The organism is Mediterraneibacter hominis (assembly GCF_014287475.1).
Classification (GTDB): domain Bacteria; phylum Bacillota; class Clostridia; order Lachnospirales; family Lachnospiraceae; genus Mediterraneibacter; species Mediterraneibacter hominis.
The window spans coordinates 339,094-359,841 of record NZ_JACOPF010000002.1 but is presented as its reverse complement, the minus strand read 5'-3'; the positions used below and the strand labels follow the sequence as shown (position 1 = coordinate 359,841).

The following is a 20,748-nucleotide window of genomic DNA, read 5'->3' as shown; positions in this document are numbered from 1 at the left end:
GAGAGTATATAGCTGTATTCTTACCTTCTCCCTCTGCTCAATACAGATTTTCCTTTTCTGCCAGAGTAAGCAGCGTCTGAAATTGTTCTTCATTTATTGTGATTTTTCCTTTGTCAATAGAAATCTGCTGCTCTTTATATAGCTGCTGTACCGAACGGTTCAGGGTTTTGATACTGATTCCTATTTCACTGGCAATGACCGGCCTTGTCTTTCTTATTTTTACGGTTTTCTTTTCCCCCGCCTCTGTCTCATAGTATCGAATTAAATACAGTACAACTTTGAATATCCCTTTTTTAAAAAGATTTTGTCCGCGTTCATAACTACTGCTGTACATTTTCTTTGCCATGTGCATAGATACATAATATAGAAACTCTTTATTTGCCCGCAATTCTTCCGCAAATGCCGCAACCGGAATTTTTAAAAACTGTATGTCTTCTGCCGCAATCAGAGTAGACACATTCCGATAGATTCCCGACAGTACTTCCACATCCGAAATATACTCCCCCTTCCCTAAATAAGAAAACTGATACACATTTCCATTGAGAAACGCAGCTTGTACATAAACTTTGCCGCTTACTATATAATAAGCATACTTTGTCTTTTCTCCCTTTTGGATCAGTATATTTCCCTTTTTTACAGACATAAGAACAGCACTTTTTCGCAGACACTCTGGAATATCCTGAAATATAGACATCTTTAGCATAACATTTCTCCCATTTAAAAAAAAGGTCATCTGACCCTTTTTCTTTTTAAAAAGTATATAATTTCTTCTCGGGAAATGCAAGCATAAAGGATACCCCAGGCCCTAAGTGCCATAAGGGGTATCCTTTTATTTTTACTTCTGTTTTATCTGCCCAATCATCTGCTTAGCATACGTGCTCAGCCCCGCCAGCAGGATTCCCTGCGTAATGGACGTAAACAGCGCCATCGCAACATCCTTCGGGCATGAGCATGGCGATGTGGCAAACACATACAGCGCACAGATAACAATCCCAATTCCTCCAGTTAGAAAAAGAACATATTTTTCCTTTATCAGAGCGCTTTTTTTCAGCCCTGTATCCAAAAAATATAAAACAAGTGCGACAACAAGCAGTTCCGGTTTCACATAATCTGTTACTTGCATTTAAAACCCTCCTTTTATCTGCTACCTGATTTATCATATGCACAACAGATAGAGAAAGTTCCTTTAGCGTCGGTGTACAAAGGGGGTAACACATATTGTCCCTTGTATACCGACGCTATCGTTTTTTCATAAACAGATATGCCCCTGCTGCAATCATAACGATTCCCAGAATCCCAATGATACCTGTAAAAATCACTAGTCCGTTCACTGCTGCAGTACCCTCGTCTTTTAACGGCAGCACTGCCCCTGAAAGTCCGGTAGCGCCAAAGTACATCCCTGCTATAATAAGTACAATTCCCATCCATCGCCTTGTACTAAGTGTACCTTCTTCCTTTTTTTCTTCCTGCTCTTCTCGTTCCATTTCTGTTTTATCTTTCTGTCTTTTTTCGTTCATATATTCGCACTTTCTGTCATCAATAGTGTACATCTGTAATTCCATACTCTTTCGCGAGAGCATTCTTCATTTTCTCAGCATCCGCGGTCTTTCCAGTCCACATCCGAATACTTTCCACTGCCTGGTTGATAAGCATACCCAGTCCGTCTATCGTCACTGCATTCCTTTTCTCGGCTTCCTTTAATAGCTGTGTATGGGGATGATTCGGAATAACGTCGCAGACAATCATATGTTCCTTGATCGTGTCAAATACAATATCCGGTTTTGCATTTACATCTGGATACAGGCCAATGCTTGTTGTGTTTACCAATATGTCTGTATCTTCGTCTATCGGCATCGTATGCTTCCATTCCCGATACTCTGCCTTTAACTTTGTATGTGCCTCAAGCAGCGCTTTTAATTCCTCTCCTCTTGTTCTGGAACGGTTGAGAATTACCAGTTCTTTTGCGCCCGCGTTTGCCAGCTCTACTGCGATTGCTCTTGCCGCGCCTCCTGCCCCCAGCATAAAGACTTTCTTGTCTTTGATGGATATACCGGCATTTACCAGAGATTTTATAAAACCCTTTCCATCTGTGTTCTCTCCGTACAGCTTGCCCTCCTTCACATAAACCGTATTGACCGCGCCCATTATTTTCGCATCCTCTGCCACATAATCCAGATATTTTAATACCTCTACTTTATGAGGAATTGTCAGATGGATGCCCTTCATATTCCATGCCGGAAGCGCCCGAATTGCCTCTTTTAAGTCCTCTGGTTTTACCTCTACTGTCAAGTAACGGTATGGCACCTGCAAATCTTCAAATGCTGTCTGTGCCACAACCACTGTCGGATTTTCATCTACCGGATATCCAAATACTCCAACCAATTCTTCTCTATATGATTTTCCCATCTAAACTTCCTCCTCAACCGTTTCCAAGTTCTCAATTCCCAACATCCTGGCCACTCCCTCGACTGCCATCTGATGATCTTGTGTATGCGTCAGCCCAGATACCGCTACAACGCCAATCACACCAACACCCTTTACGTAAATCGGGAATCCGCCTCCCATATTTCCATATACAGAAGGGTCTAAATGTCCGTCTGCATAAATATCATCCTCCCCCACATAAGGCATATAATGCACTCTCAGAGAACTGCGGTGCAGCATATTTACCGTATTTACCTTCCGCCTCAGCCATATGTCGTTAAATGCATTTGTCCCCTGGAACCCATACCGGAATACCTGATAATGGTTGATCCAGATCTCCACCGCGATAGACACCTCTTTTTCCCTCGCATATTCTACGATTATGTTTCCTAGTTTCCAGGCAGATTCGTTGTCAAAATGGGAAAATGTAAGCAATGCTTCCTGTTTTTTTACAATCTCATAATTTCTGGTTTTTATAGACATATCCTTCTCCTCTTTCTATTTTTTCTCCTGTATCCATATATCCGGACGCCGAATTGTCTTTCCGTCTATTGTCACCTCTCGGTATACCCAGTTCCCCGTATCGGAAATAATCTCCTGCTGTTCCCCGTTAATGAGATAGGTATCCTCCAGCTTCACCCCGGCAATCGTCGGATTCCACGAATATCCCTGATGATCATAAATACGTTCTTGCGTTCTTTCGTTGGTACAATAGTCACGTGTCAAATATCCCAGCGCGCCGCCCTGATGATGCAGGTGGAAATCCGCCTCATAGCCTTGTTCCTTATATGCTTCGTATGCCTTATTTAATACATCCTGCGACCATACACCGGCTTTTGTATTCAAAATGTAGGTAGCGTCAATTTTTAGCAGCGCCTCATATTTTCTCTGGATTTCATCAGGTACAGGCCCAAAACTCACGATTCTGCTGATAGACACAGTCAATCCATACTTCTGCCCACAGATTGCAATCATTGCATATTTCTCAATCTTTTTCTCTGTGGGAAGTGGATGACGGTATTTATACATTCTCTCATCAGAGGCAACCAGGCAGACAGGTATCTGGTATCCCCTTGCCGTCAATCTTCCCATCACCCTTCCTGCCGCTTCCAGCTCTGTTTCGCCCGGCTTTATCTCTCTTACACAGTCTTCCAATATCTGTGCACATTCCGGTCCGATTTCGCGCATGCGGATTTCTTCTTCCTCTGTCAGCACATAGCGAAGCTTCTGAATCTTTCCTCCCACATTTTCTGAACCATAAATGCCCGAATCACTGCCCAGCTTTTTTCCGTCCAGATAAGGTTTTAAAATTTCCGCTTCGTCCTCATGCCACAGGTATCCAATCAGTTCAAAGCTTCCGTCTGTCAGTTCTTCATCCATGACGCGGTATTTTTCACTGGAATTACAGATAACATAAGCCTTTTCCTTCTCTATGAGTATTTTTACCGCTGCGTCCTGCGTTCCCCTGTCCACATATCCCCGCTTCCCTCCGGTAATCCAGAAGAAGTTCGGCGTAGTGGTTAAAAGGATTGCATCCAGGTTCTCCTCCTTCATAAATCCTCTCACTCTATTTATTTTTTCATTGACTTCTCGTATCATTTTCTTCCATCCTTTCTTATTAAAAAGAAGCCGGATATACTCCGGCCTCTCACATGTCAAGCAGTCTTTTAAACTGACTGTATTTTTCTTCCCACAATTCGCACTTTTCAGGCACAAATTCTGTGATGTCAAATGAGTCACGGATAATCTGACGTCCTTCTTTTAATGTAGCGATTTCACCAAGCCCTCGCATCTGCACAATCAGATTGCCTGCAAGTCCTGCCTCATACGGGCCGGTATAAACGAGTCTTCCACAAGCATCTGCCGTAAACTGGCTGAGTATTCGGTTCTGTCCTCCACCGCCTAAAATATAGATTTCTTCCAGACGATACCCCAGAATTTTTTCCATCTTCTCCAGTACATACCGATACTTCATTGCAAGACTTTCCATAACAGCACGTGCGATCTCTCCGAATGTTTCCGGCCTTCCCTGCCCTGTTTTTTCACAGTACTTTGCTGCCTTCTCCAGCATATTCCCAGGCATATAAAAACACACATCGTCCGGATCTATCAGAAACTTCAGCATTGCTGCCTTCTTTGCTTCCTGCGCAGTATAGGCAAAAGAACACTCTCGCCTTGTCTGCCTTTCATAATCTCTTTCGCACTCCTGCAGCACCCACAGCCCCATTACATTTTTAATCATACGGTAACGATAATCCACGCCGCCTTCAAACGCTATATTATAGCGGAAAGTTTCTTCTGCAAGAATCGGGCGTTCCACTTCTGTTCCTACAATTGACCACGTTCCACTGCTAATATATGCGACATGTTCTTTCACCGTAGGAAGCGCTGCGACCGCAGATGCCGTATCATGCCCACATACAGATACAACATGTAAGGAAATGTTTGCGAATTCCGGATTTTTCTCTTTGTCCAAAACGCCTGCGTCTGCTCCTGACGGAATCACCTCCGGAAAAATATCTTCCCGAATCCCCAAACGCTTCATAATGCCTTTATGCCAGCTCCTAGTCTTCCAATCTAACATTTGAGTCACCGATGCGAGTGTATACTCCGTATGCATCTCTCCCGTGAGAAAATATGCAAGCAAATCTGGAATCAACAGTGCATGCCTGCATCTGTCCAGAAGGTATCCTTCTCCTTCTTCTACCATAGCCGCCATTTGTATCACTGTGTTAAACAACGCACTCTGACTTCCTGTTTCCATATACAGTTCCTTTTTAGAAACTTTGGAGTAAATTTCTTTTTCCTTGCGTTTTGTCCTTTCATCTCTGTAACAGTATACCTGATTGACAAGCCTTCCCTCTTTGTCCAGAAGCCCGAAATCATTACAAAAAGAATCTACTCCCAGACTTATCTCTTTTTCTCCTGACTCATAAACTGCTTTTTCTATTCCATTTTTTAAATTCCAATATATGTTGAGGATATCCCAGTACAGGCCGCCCGCCGCCAAAATCTGCCGGTTTGGAAAACGATGGACTACCTTTGTCCTTAAAATCTGTCCATCTAATTCTCCCAGCATCATTTTCCCGCTGCTGGCGCCCAAGTCGAATCCTAAGTATTTCATGCCTCTCCTATCCCGACATGTCTACTTATCCTGCTACCAATACTTTTACATTCTGCATATCCAGATTATTCTGTTCTTCCTCTGTAAGCGCACGATCACAAATCAGATAATCTGCCTGAGATATGTCTGAAAGCTGTACTCCACCTTTTCTTCCAATCTTTGTATGATCTGCCGTTATGTAGACTTCTCCGGCAAGCTCAATAAAATTTCGCTTAACCTCTATCTCATACATACTGCTGTCAAACAGCGCTCCTTCTGTATCCACGCCGTAGCAGGATAAGAATGCCTTGCTTGGGCGGAATTTATTTGACATTTCATTGGCAATGTCTCCCACACAGGAATAATTCTTATATCTGAAAATCCCACCCAGGGAAATAAAAACAAAATTCTCATTCGCATATCGCGTGCTCTCCAGAAGAAGTCGCACAGAATTTGTTATGATAGTTACAGAATACTCTGGATTGATGTTTTTCAAAATAGAGATATTCGTAGAACTATTGTCGATAAATATCGTGTCTCCGTCCTTAATTACAGATGCCGCCTTTTTGCAAATCCTTTCTTTTTCCTCCAGGCACTGAATCTCACGCATTAGATATGGATACTCATAAGACTGCTGTTTGCTTCCAGTGCTCACAGCGCCTCCATGCGTCCTTTTAAGAAGTCCTTCTTGCTCCATTTCTCTTAGATCTCTGCGTATTGTCTCTTTACTGACCTTTAATTCTCCTGCAAGTGTCTCCACTTCTACTCTTCCATCCTTTTCCAGAATCTTAAGTATCTTCGTTTTTCGTTCAATACTATAGTTTTTCGTTCTCATCCGCATTTCTCCCATAGCTTAAAATTGATACTTAACATTATACAGCATAAAAAGGATTTGCGGCATAAATTATCTTATTTCACCACTAAATTTAATACTGTCGACCATAACCGCGATAAAGATGATAATTCCTCTGAATATCGTATAGGAGTATGCAGATGCTCCCATCATCGTCAGTCCGTTTATGATCGCCTGAATCATAACAATACCGATAATCGCTCCCGGAAGAACCTTTCCTTTACCTCCGAACAGACTGGCACCTCCGATAACCGAAGAGGAAATAACAACAAACTCATCACCCTGCGCAAAGTTTGGATTGATTACACTCAAGTTGCATGCACTCAACATTCCTGCAATTCCTGCAAGCGCTCCACAGATCGCATAGGCTAAAAATACAGTTCGCGGACCATTGATTCCCATTTTATTCGCGCCCACCAGGTTATTTCCACAAGCAAACAGTTGACGTCCAAACTGGGTAGATGTAAGGACAAAATGTGCAATCAAGACAATGCCAAGGAAAATAAATACGAATACAGAAATTCCAAAAACTTTGGCATTGGCAAGAGTCATAACGGAACTGTTCAGAAATACCATCTGTTGATTCGTAAAAAACAAGCCCAGTCCTTTTGCTACTGAATACGTCGCCAGTGTTACAATAAATGGAACAATTTTTACCTTCGCCACAAAAAATCCATTGATACAGCCTATCAAAAGTCCACTTACCCCCGCCGCCAGGAAACATACGATCAACGGCAGTTCCATACTATTTAACACCGTCGCTCCGATAACCGCAGAAAAATACATATTCATAGATACCGATATGTCAATTCCTGCTACAATCAAGACAAAGAACATTCCTACAACCGCAATGCCCAGAACGGAAGAAGACTTCAAAATCAAGAGGAAATTACTTACGGAGAAGAAATTCGGCCGCTGCACCGCGAAAAATATGATCAGTACAATAAAAATAAAGTACAAGCCGTATGTACAGAACAAGTCCACAAACTTCTTCCCTGCTCCTACTGTAGACGGCTGCTTTTTTGCTTTCTCCATTATTTCACACCTCCTACCGCAAACTTCATAATTTCTTCTGGAACATACTCATTTTTGGTAAGTTCACCTGTAATCCGATTGTTGCTCATAACCAAAATTCTATCGCACACTCCCATCAATTCCTCAATCTCTGATGAAACCATCAGCACACAGGAATTCTTTTTCGCCAACTCCTGTATAATGGTATAGATCTCATATTTCGCCCCGACATCCACACCTCTGGTCGGCTCATCCAGAAGAAAAATCTTCGGTTCCCGCAGAACCCATTTTGCAAATACAATTTTCTGCTGGTTTCCTCCAGACAGTGTTCCTGCCGTCTGTTTGCCGGGATCAAAGGTTTTCACATTCAGGCTCTTTACCATTTTATCTGTATTTTCTTTTTCCTTCGCCGCATCCATAAACAACAGATTCTTTTTATGTTCTCTCAAGCTTGACAATACAATGTTCTCCTTGAGTGTCTTTGGAATCAGAAGTCCTTCTTCCCGCCTGTTTTCTGTGATAAATGCCATACCGTTTTTAATACAATTTTGTGGATTCACCGGTGTTATCTGTTTCCCTTTATAGAACAGCTCTCCTGCGTCCATCTCATCTAACCCAAACAAACATCTCAAAAGCTCTGTCCGTCCGGCACCCATCAGGCCGAACATTCCTACAATCTCACCTTCTCTGATATGTAGGTTCAAATTTTCAAATCTGCCGTTCTGACAGATATTTTTTGCCTCAAAGGCTATGTCCTTTATCTCTTTTTCGCAGACCGGATAAATATTCGTAAGTTCACGCCCAACCATCTCTTTAATGATTGTATTGGAGTCTGCTCCTTTTGTTTTCCTCTGGGAGATGATTTCACCATCACGTAAGACCGCGATTTCATCCGTATATGCAAACACGTCCTCCAGAATGTGGGAAATAAAAATAATAGATTTCCCTTGCTCCTGCATTCTGTGCATGATCTCAAACAGCTTTTCTTTTTCTTTATTTGACAGAGATGTTGTCGGCTCGTCAAATATAATAATTCTAGAATCCTTCATAATCGACTTTGTGATTTCTACCATTTGCCGCTGTCCCATAGAAAGATTGCCGATAATATCATCCGGTGAAATTCCAGTACCGCCAAGTTCCTCCATCTTTTCACGGACAATTTTCTTCATCTCTTTTTTATTGATGCTTCCAATTTTACTTCTCTTCATCTCTGTGATAAAGAGATTTTCCATAACCGTCAGGTTTGTAAACAGATTCAGCTCCTGCTGCACAAATGCGATACCTGCATCACTGGACACCTTCGGATTGCTGGGTTCAAATTTTTTCCCATCCAGCAGTATATCTCCGCCGTCCCTCTGATAAATTCCTCCGAGCACATTCATCAGTGTAGACTTTCCTGCGCCGTTTTCTCCTACAAGCCCCAATATCTCGCCTTTCTTTAAAGAAAAGGTAATATCCTTTAATACCTTGACGGTCGCAAATGATTTTGTAATGCCTTTTAATTCCAAAATATTTTCACTCATCTTATTCACTTCCAATCTGTAGTCTTAATCCTATAACGGACACACTTTACTGCGCCATGCTCTTCTTCGTCTTAACCAAATCAAGACTTGCAGCAATAAGAATAATCAGACCTTTAATCAAAGTAATCATATAATACGGTACGCTTAAAATATTCAGAACACTTCCTATCATTGTAATCAGGAATGCTCCCATAACCGTATTGATAACTTTACCTCTTCCTCCAAGCGGGCTTGTCCCGCCTACAATAATGCTGCCCATAATATCATTAAACATTGTACTTCCATAGTTTACGGAACCACTCTGCATATATGCCAGTTCAATAACGCCTGCAATTCCTGCACAAAGACCACTGATCACATAAATTTTAAATATAGTCTTTTTTGTAGAGATACCGGAAATCAGTGAAGCTTTCGGGTTCGTTCCCACCGCATACAGCTGCCGTCCAAGCAGTGTCTTTGTCAGCAGAATATGTATGCAGACAGCTACCAGTACCGCTATAATTAAAATATACGGAATCACAAAAATACTGCCATTTCCAAAACTTCCGAACGCCGCCGGCATTCCTGTTACACTGGATCCACCTGTATATACGACAGCAAGTCCATTTACCAGCATCTGTGTCGCCATTGTTACAATGAACGACGGCATTTTAAAAGTGACAACGGAAAATCCGTTAATAATTCCAAATCCTGCTCCCAGCAGAAGCATCACTACAATTCCCAGAAAGATTGCCAGCCCGCTTCCTCCCAGAGCTCCCCCTGTACTGATGATAGAACCACCTACAACCGTAGTCAGCGCAAGCAGTGCTGCACTGGTAAAATCTACCCCGCCATTCAATACGGTAAGATGTACACCACATGCCAAAACCATCAGAACGCAAGTCTGGCTTAACAGACTTTTAATAGCGGAAAACTGTGCAAAGCCGGGTACGAAAATCAGAGAAATTATAAAAAAGACTCCTACAAACCAGAATATCGCATCAATAGATTTTAAACTCTTCTTTATACTCACGTTGAAACCCACCTTAATCTTTTTATAGAGTGTGCCCCAAAAGGAATCCTTTTGAGGCACTTCCACTTTTGCCGTTTAGTTTTATTTAAATCAATATCCTTCGAAGTCTGCGTACTCTGTATCACAGTTCTCGGTACTTACTTCAAAGCCTGGGTCTGTATAGTCAGAAGCCTCTTTTCCGTCAATAGCATCCAGCGCCGCCTGTACACAAAGTTTGCCCTGCTCTGTAGCATCCTGTACGGAGACAACATCTACATATCCCTCACGGATAGCTGTAACCGCATCCGCTGCACCATCAAATGTAACCAGAGTAACATGTCCGTCTTCTCCGACCTTCTCATATTTGCCAAGCTGCTGTAAGCCGGACTGAATAGATGGAAGGAGTGCGTCGGACGGGTTAAAGATAAAGTTAATATCATCATCAGATGCAAATGCATTTTGTACGCCGGTAAGAGCCAGGTCACCTTTCCACTCTGTCGGAACTGTCGCTGCCAATTCAAACATGTCCGGATACTCCGCGATCGCCTCTTCAAAACCTTCTTGTCTTGCGATCGCATTTACGTCTGTCAGGCTTCCTACGAGTTCGAGGCATTTATATTTTGTTCCCTCAGGAGCATTTTCTGCCACGTACTGAATCTCACGTTTTACCATTTCTTTATTGTCAGAAGAAATCGTTGCAAATACCTCTGCCCCTTCTCCTGCCGCACGGTTTGCCATAATAACCGGAATTCCGGCATCGTTACACTTCTGAATTGCAGATACAACCGCATCTCCGTCAGCCGGAGCAATAATGATCGCATCAACTCCCTGAGAAATAAAATCCTCAATCTGCTGATTCTGTTTCTGCACGTCATTTTCTGCGATAGACTCCGTGTACTTCACACCTGCGTCATCACATGCTTTGTGCATGGATTCCTGGTACTCTGCCCACATCTGTGATTCAATCGCACACATGGAAATACCGATTGTCTTTCCGGAATCACCGCTGCCGCTTTCCTTAGAAGCGTCATCTCCTCCGGAAGATCCACCGCTGCATCCTACCATCCCAAGCATCATTGCACTGACTGCCAGGATACTCAAAGTTCTGCGTACCGCTTTGTTTTTCATAATACTTCTCTCCTTTTCTTATATTTTTTTATTCATTAAATGTCTCACCGACATATAATGCTCTTATCTCTCCTATCATTTAGAACAGCTTTTCAATCTGTACTTTTTCCATCAGCTCGTATGCTCTTTTCCGGTCAAATCCAACCGTACTGTTGGACTCTGCTGTTGCAGAAGACACGCCTGCTGCATATTTCAAAATTTCAGTAAATTCCAGTCCCTTTTCAAATCCGTATGCCATTCCGCTTAAAAATGCATCTCCACAGCCGATAGTATTCATCACATTTACTTTCAGCGGATGTATTCTATAGATTTCATTCTCATACCATATGTAGGAACCGTTTCCTCCGCAGGACACCGCAATACACGCAATTCCTGTCCCAGAAATTTTTCGTATACCTTCCAGTATTTTCTCTTCCCCTTTTATCTCCTCCCCCAAGATCTGGGACAATTCATCCTCATTTGGCTTAATAAGAAATGGCTTCCATCTCAAAGCGCCCGTCAAATTCTCGGAACTGGCATCTAAAAATACCTTTACTTTCTTATCTGACACCGCTTCTATCATCTTCGTATAAATAAGCGGAATTTCTGTATTAGACGCATCTCCCGACAAAATAAGAATGTCTCCATCCTTTACCTCTTCATATATTTTTTTTATCAGCTCTTCACACTGTTCCTTTGAGATAACCTTTCCTTTTTCGCTGATCAAAGTACATGTCTTATCCTCCTCAATCAGCGCATAATTCATTCTGGATTCACCTTCATCATAATGAAGAAACTTCATCTCTATATGTTCCTGTTCCAGCAGATTTTCAATTCTGCGTCCTGTTTCTCCAAAATCAATACCAAACGCTTTATTTACACATTCCAGGATACTTAAATTCACAGATACATGTGTGCCTTTTCCTCCCAGAACTTCTTTTACTTCTTTAATCCGGTTCGTATTATCCTTATTTAACTGTGTGAGATAAATTACTCTGTCAATTGCAGGGTTTATTGTTACAGTACATATCATTATGACAATTTCCTCTCAATCATCCACAATATCGGTAATTAATATTTCTTTTTTGTACCGTTTATTTTTGTTTATGCCTCAATGATAGATCTTGTTATGCAACTTTTCAAGTATTTTTTGATATCAACTTTTGTTTTTGTGAATTTTTCACATTTATTCTATATGTTTTTTGGTATAATTTCCGTTTTTGACCGTTTATCGCCCGTTTTTATTGTTTCTCACATTATAAAGTGATATAATGTGCACGAACAAAAGGAGGAGATTATGAATATATCAACTGACACCAAAGAATATGTAATTGGCATTGATATAGGAGGGACGAATTTTAGGATCGGCGGAATCCTGCAGAATGGTTCTCTCATTACAGAACCCATAAAATACAGCAGCCGCAGCATGTTTCGTTTGGGCTCACCCGTTGAAATCTTGATCCAGGTTATCACCGATTTTGTGTGTTCCTTTCCGGATTATCATATGAAAGGAATCTGTATCGGCTTTCCAGGAACAGTAGATCACGCAAAGGAAACGGTCATCTCCTGCCCGAATTTGCTTTCCTTTACAGATTTGAATATTGCCGCGCCTCTGGAGGAACGGTTTAAGGTTCCTGTCATAGCAGAACACGATGTAATTCTCCTGCTTTCTTATGATATAAGACAGAAACACCTGGAGGACGCGGACTGTATTGTTTCTTTCTATGTTGGTACAGGATTAGGAAATGGCATCTACATACACGGACGTTTTTTAGACGGGAAAAACGGAGTCGCCGGTGAGCTCGGGCATATACCCGTTTACAGTAAAGAAGAAACCTGCCCTTGCGGAAACAAGGGCTGTATCGAACTTTTCTGCGCTGGAAAGGCATTAGAACGCATCCATGATACGTATCTGTCCAATATTCCCTTTGCAGATATTTTTTCTCATTACGAACAGACTCCTAAGTTGCATGAATACCTTGATTTCATGGCAATGGCTCTGTCTACAGAAATTAATATTTTAGATCCCGTGCATATCATATTGGCAGGAGGCGTCATTCATATGAAAGACTTTCCTTATCAAGAGCTCTGCCAAAAGATATACGATTATGCACGGAAGCCCTATCCTGCGAATTCGCTGGATTTTATGAAAGGATCCAATAATCCCTTTGCCGGAATCTTAGGCGCGGGGATTTATATGTGGAATAAATTAAACCATAAACATTTTAAGGAGGACAAACTATGAACAAAGTATCACCTTCCGTCATGTGCATTAACACGATGGAACTAAAAGAAAAAATCGAGAGCCTGGATAAAGCCGGAGTTGATCTCTACCATATTGATATTATGGACGGTCATTTCGTTCCCAACTTCTGTCTGAACGGGTATCTTATGAAAGATATTGCCGCAATCTCAAAGACACCTATGGATGTACATCTGATGGTTACCAACCCGACAGAATATATTGAATACTTCGCAGAATGTGGAGCCGAGTATATCACCTTACATATCGAAGCGCTGATGCATCCGATTCGCGCTTTGAAGCAAATCCGTTCCCTCGGAAAGAAGGCAGGGCTCGCTATCAATCCTGCCACAGATATTTCACAACTGACATATATGCTCGACTATATAGACTTAATCTGTGTTATGACAGTGGATCCAGGATTTGCCGGACAGACTCTGATACCTGCTACAATAGAGAAGATACGCAAAATACGCGCTATGTTTGCCGACGCCGGCAAGGAAGTAGAAATCATGGTTGACGGACAGGTAAAAGAATCAACGGCGCCAGAGCTTGTAAAGGCGGGCGCAAATATCCTTGTGCTTGGAACATCCGGACTTTTCAATGCGTATACTCCGGAAGAATATCCGAAGGCAATAAAATTCTATCAAAATTTATAATACGTATATTTGTATAATCAGGAGGAAAAAATGAAAAATTTAACTTTATTTGGCATGCCGATCGCACTCGACGAAAAAACAGGAAAGCTTACAAGCAATGAACCTGATGTTTGCTGGGAGGACTATTCCCGCAAATATTCCGGTAAAATGGCAGGGCTTTTGGCAGATCCAGACTATAAAACAGAAGACGAGCCTTACTACGATTTCTATAAAGCAATCGTAAAAAACAGCACACGCAGCACATTTTCTGATGTAGATTTGCGCTATGATTCTACGGTTATTCTGCCGGGCACAGCAGGCAAAGAATTTAAAAAGACAGCCGGACATTTTCACCTTCCAATTCCAGGAAAAAGTTATAGCTTCCCTGAACTTTATCAGGTGATAAACGGTACCGCCCTTTTTGTCATGCAGCGTGTCGACGATTATCAAAAAGAGGAACCTATGACAGTAAAAGACCTTCTCCTGGCAGAAGTACATGCCGGAGAAACCGTTGTCATTCCTCCAGATTACGGACACTGTACCGTCAACATCGGGGAGGGAACCTTGGTATTTATCAATCTGGTATCTGTAAACAGCATGAACTACTATGACAGTGTGAAACAAAGTCACGGTATGAGCGCCTATATATATAAGACTGAAAATGGGTATCAGATCGAAAAAAATCCAAACTATGTATTCGAATGTGAGCCAAAAGTGGTTGTGCCTGCAGATAGCCCAAAATTGGGAATTTCTAAAGATTGTCCGGTTTACACAGAATTTCTTAAGAATCCGGCTCTGTATCGCTACCTCAATGAGCCGGAGGAGCTTCAAGAGGAATTCTTCGCTATGTTAAAAGAAAAATAAGGATGTGTTCTTATGACAGGAGATTTACATTGTCACAGCATCTATTCAGATGGTTCCGCTACACCGGAACAAATTGGAAAATATGCCCTGCGCAAAGGACTTGACTATATCGCTTTGACCGACCACGATACAATGAACGGAGTCGCCCGGCTCGAAGCATACGCCCGCGCAACTTCCCTTCGCGTGATCCCCGGTGTGGAATGTACGACAAAGGATCCTTTTTCAGGCCGTCCTGTGCACGTACTTTGCTACGCGCCGAAAAGGCCCCTTGTCCTAAAGCCCGTACTCGACGAAACATCGCAGCGCCGACAAAACGCCAAGCTTGCAATGGCAGAAAAAATACAACAACTATATCCAGCAGTAACAGTGGAAGACGTACTCCTGCTATCCCATGAAAGTGCCTCTATTTTTGAATCGCATATTATGATGGCACTGGCAAATGCAGGACTTACCAATCAACCTTTCGGGCCATTGTTGGGTGAACTGATAGGAAAGCAAGGTTCTTGCTACGTTCCCATCCATTATCCCGACACCCTGGACGTCATTGACATGATGCACCAGGCGGAAGGGATCGTTGTAATTGCCCATCCAGGGCAATTTGATTCTATCGATCTTATACGGCGGCTCGCCCGCGAAAAAAGAATTCATGGCATTGAATGTATGCACTACAAGAATTCACCCGAAGTCACTAAAACCTGCCGAGATATAGCTGCTTCTTATCACCTGTTAGTAACCGGCGGAAGCGATTTTCACGGCATGTGCTCCAAGTCTGTGCATCCTGTCGGTTTTCATACAACAGACGAAGAGAACAGCCGGCAATTTTTAGAACATTTACAATAACCCATTTTTACACATTCAGAAAGGATGGTATTTATGTCTGAAATATCTTATTTAAAAGATCGTGAGGATATGTGCAAGGTCGCACATTACATGTGGGACAGAAGGCTTACCAATGCGGCAGGGGGAAATTTTGCCGTACGTGTGGATGATGACCGCATTTTGATTTCCCCTTCTCTTATGTCAGAGAGACATTTCTGCGAATTACAGCCAGAAGATTTTCTGCTGATTAATTCCAATATGGACATTCTGGAGGGCACAGGAAAACTTTCCCGAGAAGGGTATATGCATGTTCTTCTTCTCACAAAATTCAATCACATCAAAGCAACAATCCACGCGCATCCACAATACTGCATGGTGTATGTAGCACAGTCCAAACCGATACCAAACATTACCGAAGCAACAATGAAGCGTGGCCCTGTAGAATGTATTCCGTATACGAAAGCATACACCAAAGATCTCCATGAAGAAATTTATAAATACTGGGACAGCCGGCGTGAACTGGCAGAGACTTATCCCATCGGTTGTATCATGCCTTTGCATGGGGTTGTTGTATCCGGCAGTGATCTGCACATGGCTTACAGCATGCTGGAACGTATCGAGCAGGATGCAATGTGCGGTATATTCAAAAACAATATATAAGGAAAGCTTCGGAGGAAAAATGTATGAAAATTGCAATCGGCAATGACCATGTCGCCCTTGAAATGAAATTGAAAATCAAAGAATATCTCCAGGAAAAGGGGATTGCTGTTACGGATGTAGGAACGGACTCCCCTGAACGCTGTGACTATCCCATATACGGCGAAAAGGTTGCCAACCTGGTAGCCCACAAGGAGGCAGACTGCGGGATTCTTATCTGCGGCACAGGAGTCGGTATCTCCTTAAGTGCCAATAAAGTAAATGGAATACGGGCATGTATATGCAGCGAGCCTTATTCTGCCAGATTATCAAAGCAGCACAACAATACCAATATCCTTGCCTTCGGAGCAAGAGTTGTAGGAATAGAGCTCGCCAAAATGATTGTAGACGAATGGCTGAATGCCGAATACGAGGGTGGCCGTCACCAGAACCGTATCGACATGATTTCAGAAATTGAAAAAAGAAATTCATAAAAATATAAGGAGGATTCACATGAAAACAGTAAAAGACAAACAAATTCTAGTAGGCGCAGACATTGCCGGAGTACCTTTGAAAAATGCAGTCGTAGAGCATTTAAAAGCAAAGGGCTGGACTGTCACAGACATCGGTGTCAAAACAGAGGATGAAGAAAATCCAGAAATGTTCCACCGTATCGGTCTAAAGGTGGGAGCAAAAATCGCAGAAAGAGAATTTGAGAGAGCTTTGATTTTCTGCGGTACAGGTATGGGAATCCATATCGCCGCAAGCAAATGCCCCCATGTACACGCCGCAGTGGTAGAAAGTGTTCCGTCGGCTCTGCGCTGTATCACCGGCAATGATTGTAACGTAATGTCCATGGGCGCCCACTATGTAGCTCCACAGACAGGAATCGCGATGGCTGACGCGTTCTTAGAGCATAACTTAGGCGACGGATATGAGGACTGGAAAAATTTCTATGAATTCCACAAACTTGCCTATGACGAACTGGAAGCCTTTGACTATGAAGAATTCAAGAAAAATGGCTTTGAGGTGAAAAAACTTGGAGAAGTAGAATTAGGTCCAGAGCCTCTGAAATAATTTCGTTTCACAGGAAAATTTTCTGTGGAAAAATAACGTTTGTGCCGGAATGCCGCCTCATCCGCGTCCCCCTCGCTTCCTTGCGAAGTGAATGCGTTCCGGCACAAACTTTATTCATAAATGCCGGTGTTTTCTGTCACTTTACCATAAATCAGATACTCTATCGTAAATTAGCAGGGATAAAAGAGGAAAATCTATGAAAAAAAGAAGTGTAATTGCTGTTGATTTAGGCGCGTCCAACGGACGTGTTATTCTGGCAACTCTCGCAGATGATAAGCTCCATTTACAAGAAGTACACCGTTTTTCTAATGAAGGACTTTATATCCGGGAGAGATGCTATACAGATCTGCTTTATTTGTTCCATGAAATTCTGGCAGGACTGCAAAAAACTTTTCAAATTACAGATTCTGCTGAAGCTTTCGGCATTGATACATGGGGTGTCGATTTTGGTTTGTTGGACCAGGAGGGCGAACTTATTTCCACTCCTTATCAGTATCGAGACTCTCAGGCACAAGGCATGATACAAAAAGCAGAATTTCTCTTTAAAAAAGGAGGGCTGTTCTCTCTGACCGGGGTACAGGATATGTGGTACAACACAACATATCAAATTCTTGGCATACAGAGACGTAATCCACGTATTTTTGAAAATGCAGATACCTTCCTGATGCTCGCCGATATACTGGGGTATTTCTTTACCGGAAAGAAAAGCCTGGAATATACCAGCCTTTCCACCACCCAGATATACGATCTAAAAAATCGGCAGTTATGTCCAGAAATACTGATGAAACTCCATCTTTCTCCTTCCTTATTTCCAGAAATCACCATGACGGGGGCTCAGAAAGGAGTTATCCTTCCGCGTCTAAAAGAGTTTATCGGAATTCCCCCTTCCAGAGAGCTGCTTTTAATTGCCACAGCCCAGCATGACTCTGCTTCTGCTGCCTATGCAGTTCCTACAGAAGCTCCTCACTATATTTTCATCAATTCAGGAACTTGGTCTGTCATCGGCATGGTGACAGATACACCCGTTGTCACAGAAGAAGTTTACAGAAGCGGACTGTCCAACGAAGGCGCTGCCTTTGGAAAAGTCAAGCTTGTCAAAACCATTATGGGAATGTGGCTGATTCAGGAGCTTCGGAAATACTGGAAAAGAAAAGGGCTGCCAAATGATTACACTACACTACTTCTGGCAGCGGACAAAGCCCCTGCATTTGCCCATTTCATCGATCCCGATGATCCACTTTTTACCACCCCGTCTAATATGGAACAGGCTATCAATACATACTGTCAGAAAACCGGGCAGTCTGCCATAGACTCACCAGGCGGATTCTACCGAACTGTGATGGAATCTCTCGCCTTTAAATATAGAGAGTGTGTAGAAGAATTAGAACATATCACCGGCTATCAGACAGACACCCTGCACCTTTTGGGAGGCGCTTCTCAAGATAAAGCATTCTGCCAGTATATCGCCAACGCCACCGGCAGGAAAGTCGCTGCCGGCCCTGTTGAAGCAACCGCTGTCGGAAATGCTCTGATACAGTTTCATGCTTTGGGCTGTATAGAAAAGGAACAAGAAATGGCAGCTCTTCTTAGAAATTCCTTCCAGATTTTTGAATATCACCCGCAAGATCAAGCTGTCTGGAATGAGCAGTATCGAAAATATCTGTCTTTCACTTCCCTTTGACACAATCAAACGGAAAAAGCCGCCTCAAAAGTCCAAACTGATGGTTTCTACTTTTAGAGGCGGTCTATCTATAAAAACTACAAAGGTAAGTCTCTCCTGTCAAATTTTACAATCCCCGCGCAGATAAGCGCTATGCCTGTCAAATACAACACTGCACACATGATCCAGGCTTTTGCTTCTCCTAAACTTAGCCCTTCTACATCAAAAAGTGTAACAGGAGTTATATATTTCAGATTTTCAAATTTATCTCCCACCTGGGAAATCATCTGTACTAATATGGTATATACGACCACAGCAGAGGTAAATCCGACAGCATGTCTGGATTCGCTGCTAAGACAAGATACGAAAAATCCTGCTCCACCGAAGAACAGCAGGATACCTAGGAGCCCCACATTTACATAAAAGAAGCCTGCCATATCCAGTTCTCCTGGAAAAAGTATCTTGCTTGTCACTGCCAAAAGCCCAAACACATAGAGCGCCATCAGAACCAGACAGCCTGCCATAAATATTGCCTGCGTCCGCATAATTTCTCGACGTTTTCCTGGCCCTGCCAACAGATATGCCATAGAGCCATTATCTACATATTTTGCACACAGCCTGTTTGTCAAGATAATAATAAATACACCTGGAAACGCCACAAACAGCATTCCATATAAATAGCCGGAAAGAAATTCCAGAAGCGTCTCTCCTACTTCCGCCATGCCAAATGCCGCAAATATCTCCGGCATACTTTCTGCCATCATCTTAAGGCTTTCCCCCAACTCCGGCTCATACATCATTGTCACCATAACGCCGTACATGGTCAGCACAGCAAGAAAAATTATAAGCAGGAGCCAGTTTGATTTTATTTCCTTTTTCAACAAGGTTATATTCATACTTTTCCTTCCTCCCCTCCGTAGAAATGCAGAAAGAATTCTTCCAGACTCTGTGTCTGTACATTCCAGTCTGTCACAGTATACCGCCCTGCTTTTTTTACAAATGTATCCAGCTCTTTTCCCACTTTTGCGCTGACTTTGCGCGCACCCTCTGTATACTGCGCTCCATGAATTTCCCCTGCAAATGCCTTTGCCATATCAGATGAAGCAAATGTCACTTCCATCATTTTTTGCCGTCCCGCCTGGAGCTTTTCCATTTCCTCAACCGCCACGATTTTCCCTTCTCTTATAATCGCCGCCCTGTCGCATGTCCTTTCGATCTCCTCAAACATATGGGAGGACATCAGAATCGTCTTTCCCTGTTTCTTTTCGTTTAAGACCAAATCAATAAACCGATTCTGCATAACCGGATCCAGGCCGCTGCTCGGCTCATCCAGAATATACACCTGGGTATCTGGGTTCATAAACGCACAGACAATTCCTATTTTCTGTTTCATCCCTTTGGACATTTTCTTTAATTTCCCCGATGCATGCAACTCAAACATTTCTATCAACTCTTGTGCGCGGCCCAGCCCGTTCATTTTCTTTATATCCGCCACAAACCGGATAAAGTCCATACCACTCATAGAATCAATAAACGCAATTTCCCCTGGGAGGTAGCCCACCAGAGCATGTATTTTGTCTGCCTCTTTAAAGCAATCCCTCCCCATAACTGATAATTTTCCGCTGTCCGGCCGGATAAATCCCATGAGCTGCCGGATCGTCGTCGTTTTCCCCGCACCGTTAGGCCCCAGGAACCCAAGTGTCTCCCCCTCCCTCACAAAGAAATTGACATCAAACACGCCTCTGCCACGTCCATAGTCTTTCGTGACATGACTGATTTCTATTATATTTTCCATCT

The 20,748-nt window shown here is 42.7% G+C and carries 23 protein-coding genes; 8 read left to right on the top strand and 15 right to left on the bottom strand.

Annotated elements, in window-relative coordinates; genetic code table 11:
• Positions 1-37: 37 nt before the first annotated feature.
• The 13 genes from H8S37_RS11195 to H8S37_RS11135 all read right to left on the bottom strand — a co-directional run bounded on the left by H8S37_RS11195 (position 38) and on the right by H8S37_RS11135 (position 12,048).
• Complete coding sequence (locus tag H8S37_RS11195) at positions 38-703, bottom strand: Crp/Fnr family transcriptional regulator (RefSeq protein WP_186876153.1); 666 nt, start codon at positions 701-703, stop codon at positions 38-40.
• Positions 704-835: 132 nt separating this feature from the next.
• Positions 836-1,123, bottom strand: coding sequence for a phage holin family protein (locus tag H8S37_RS11190; protein ID WP_186876152.1), 288 nt, complete (start codon positions 1,121-1,123; stop codon positions 836-838).
• Between the two features lie 115 nt (positions 1,124-1,238).
• Positions 1,239-1,517 carry a hypothetical protein gene (locus tag H8S37_RS11185; protein WP_186876151.1) on the bottom strand — a complete coding sequence of 93 codons (279 nt, stop codon included), beginning with the start codon at positions 1,515-1,517 and terminating at the stop codon, positions 1,239-1,241.
• Positions 1,518-1,536: 19 nt separating this feature from the next.
• Positions 1,537-2,406 (bottom strand): shikimate dehydrogenase, encoded by an 870-nt coding sequence (gene aroE, locus H8S37_RS11180; RefSeq protein ID WP_186876150.1) that lies wholly within the window; start codon positions 2,404-2,406, stop codon positions 1,537-1,539.
• Positions 2,407-2,907: a heme-degrading domain-containing protein gene (locus H8S37_RS11175; RefSeq protein ID WP_186876149.1), complete on the bottom strand. Its 501-nt coding sequence runs from the start codon at positions 2,905-2,907 to the stop codon at positions 2,407-2,409.
• A 15-nt stretch (positions 2,908-2,922) separates the two neighbouring features.
• Entirely contained in the window at positions 2,923-4,023 is a 1,101-nt protein-coding gene (locus tag H8S37_RS11170; protein ID WP_186876148.1) for a M24 family metallopeptidase, read from the bottom strand.
• 49 nt (positions 4,024-4,072) lie between these two features.
• Positions 4,073-5,548, bottom strand: coding sequence for a rhamnulokinase (locus H8S37_RS11165; protein WP_186876147.1), 1,476 nt, complete (start codon positions 5,546-5,548; stop codon positions 4,073-4,075).
• Between the two features lie 25 nt (positions 5,549-5,573).
• Positions 5,574-6,362 (bottom strand): DeoR/GlpR family DNA-binding transcription regulator, encoded by a 789-nt coding sequence (locus H8S37_RS11160; protein WP_186876146.1) that lies wholly within the window; start codon positions 6,360-6,362, stop codon positions 5,574-5,576.
• 69 nt (positions 6,363-6,431) lie between these two features.
• A complete protein-coding gene (locus tag H8S37_RS11155; protein WP_186876145.1) occupies positions 6,432-7,415 on the bottom strand; it encodes an ABC transporter permease in 984 nt (327 codons plus the stop codon).
• Positions 7,415-8,917 carry a sugar ABC transporter ATP-binding protein gene (locus H8S37_RS11150; RefSeq protein ID WP_186876144.1) on the bottom strand — a complete coding sequence of 501 codons (1,503 nt, stop codon included), beginning with the start codon at positions 8,915-8,917 and terminating at the stop codon, positions 7,415-7,417. Before H8S37_RS11150 ends, H8S37_RS11155 begins: the two co-directional genes overlap by 1 nt.
• Positions 8,918-8,963: 46 nt before the next feature.
• Positions 8,964-9,929 carry an ABC transporter permease gene (locus tag H8S37_RS11145; RefSeq protein ID WP_186876143.1) on the bottom strand — a complete coding sequence of 322 codons (966 nt, stop codon included), beginning with the start codon at positions 9,927-9,929 and terminating at the stop codon, positions 8,964-8,966.
• A 90-nt stretch (positions 9,930-10,019) separates the two neighbouring features.
• A complete protein-coding gene (locus H8S37_RS11140; RefSeq protein ID WP_186876142.1) occupies positions 10,020-11,036 on the bottom strand; it encodes a sugar ABC transporter substrate-binding protein in 1,017 nt (338 codons plus the stop codon).
• A gap of 79 nt (positions 11,037-11,115) precedes the next feature.
• A complete protein-coding gene (locus H8S37_RS11135) occupies positions 11,116-12,048 on the bottom strand; it encodes a 1-phosphofructokinase family hexose kinase (RefSeq protein WP_186876141.1) in 933 nt (310 codons plus the stop codon).
• Between the two features lie 264 nt (positions 12,049-12,312).
• Between H8S37_RS11135 and alsK the strand changes: the two genes are divergently transcribed.
• The 8 genes from alsK to H8S37_RS11095 all read left to right on the top strand — a co-directional run bounded on the left by alsK (position 12,313) and on the right by H8S37_RS11095 (position 18,972).
• The gene (gene alsK, locus H8S37_RS11130) at positions 12,313-13,260 is read left to right on the top strand and encodes an allose kinase (RefSeq protein ID WP_186876140.1); all 948 of its coding nucleotides are present in this window, start codon (positions 12,313-12,315) and stop codon (positions 13,258-13,260) included.
• On the top strand, positions 13,257-13,916 hold the full coding sequence (gene rpe / locus H8S37_RS11125) for a ribulose-phosphate 3-epimerase (RefSeq protein ID WP_186876139.1): 660 nt from the start codon (positions 13,257-13,259) through the stop codon (positions 13,914-13,916). Before alsK ends, rpe begins: the two co-directional genes overlap by 4 nt.
• A gap of 30 nt (positions 13,917-13,946) precedes the next feature.
• Positions 13,947-14,759, top strand: coding sequence for a glucose-6-phosphate isomerase family protein (locus tag H8S37_RS11120; RefSeq protein ID WP_186876138.1), 813 nt, complete (start codon positions 13,947-13,949; stop codon positions 14,757-14,759).
• Between the two features lie 12 nt (positions 14,760-14,771).
• The gene (locus H8S37_RS11115) at positions 14,772-15,599 is read left to right on the top strand and encodes a PHP domain-containing protein (protein ID WP_186876137.1); all 828 of its coding nucleotides are present in this window, start codon (positions 14,772-14,774) and stop codon (positions 15,597-15,599) included.
• A gap of 33 nt (positions 15,600-15,632) precedes the next feature.
• Positions 15,633-16,238 (top strand): class II aldolase/adducin family protein, encoded by a 606-nt coding sequence (locus H8S37_RS11110; protein ID WP_186876136.1) that lies wholly within the window; start codon positions 15,633-15,635, stop codon positions 16,236-16,238.
• Between the two features lie 23 nt (positions 16,239-16,261).
• Entirely contained in the window at positions 16,262-16,708 is a 447-nt protein-coding gene (rpiB, locus tag H8S37_RS11105) for a ribose 5-phosphate isomerase B (RefSeq protein ID WP_186876135.1), read from the top strand.
• Positions 16,709-16,727: 19 nt separating this feature from the next.
• Positions 16,728-17,291: an RpiB/LacA/LacB family sugar-phosphate isomerase gene (locus tag H8S37_RS11100; RefSeq protein ID WP_186876134.1), complete on the top strand. Its 564-nt coding sequence runs from the start codon at positions 16,728-16,730 to the stop codon at positions 17,289-17,291.
• A gap of 196 nt (positions 17,292-17,487) precedes the next feature.
• Positions 17,488-18,972, top strand: coding sequence for a rhamnulokinase (locus H8S37_RS11095; RefSeq protein WP_186876133.1), 1,485 nt, complete (start codon positions 17,488-17,490; stop codon positions 18,970-18,972).
• A 77-nt stretch (positions 18,973-19,049) separates the two neighbouring features.
• Here H8S37_RS11095 and H8S37_RS11090 read toward each other — a convergent pair whose 3' ends face one another.
• Together H8S37_RS11090 and H8S37_RS11085 are read right to left on the bottom strand one after the other, a co-directional pair.
• Complete coding sequence (locus tag H8S37_RS11090) at positions 19,050-19,847, bottom strand: ABC transporter permease subunit (protein WP_186876132.1); 798 nt, start codon at positions 19,845-19,847, stop codon at positions 19,050-19,052.
• Complete coding sequence (locus tag H8S37_RS11085; protein ID WP_186876131.1) at positions 19,844-20,746, bottom strand: ABC transporter ATP-binding protein; 903 nt, start codon at positions 20,744-20,746, stop codon at positions 19,844-19,846. Before H8S37_RS11085 ends, H8S37_RS11090 begins: the two co-directional genes overlap by 4 nt.
• Positions 20,747-20,748 lie beyond the last annotated feature (2 nt).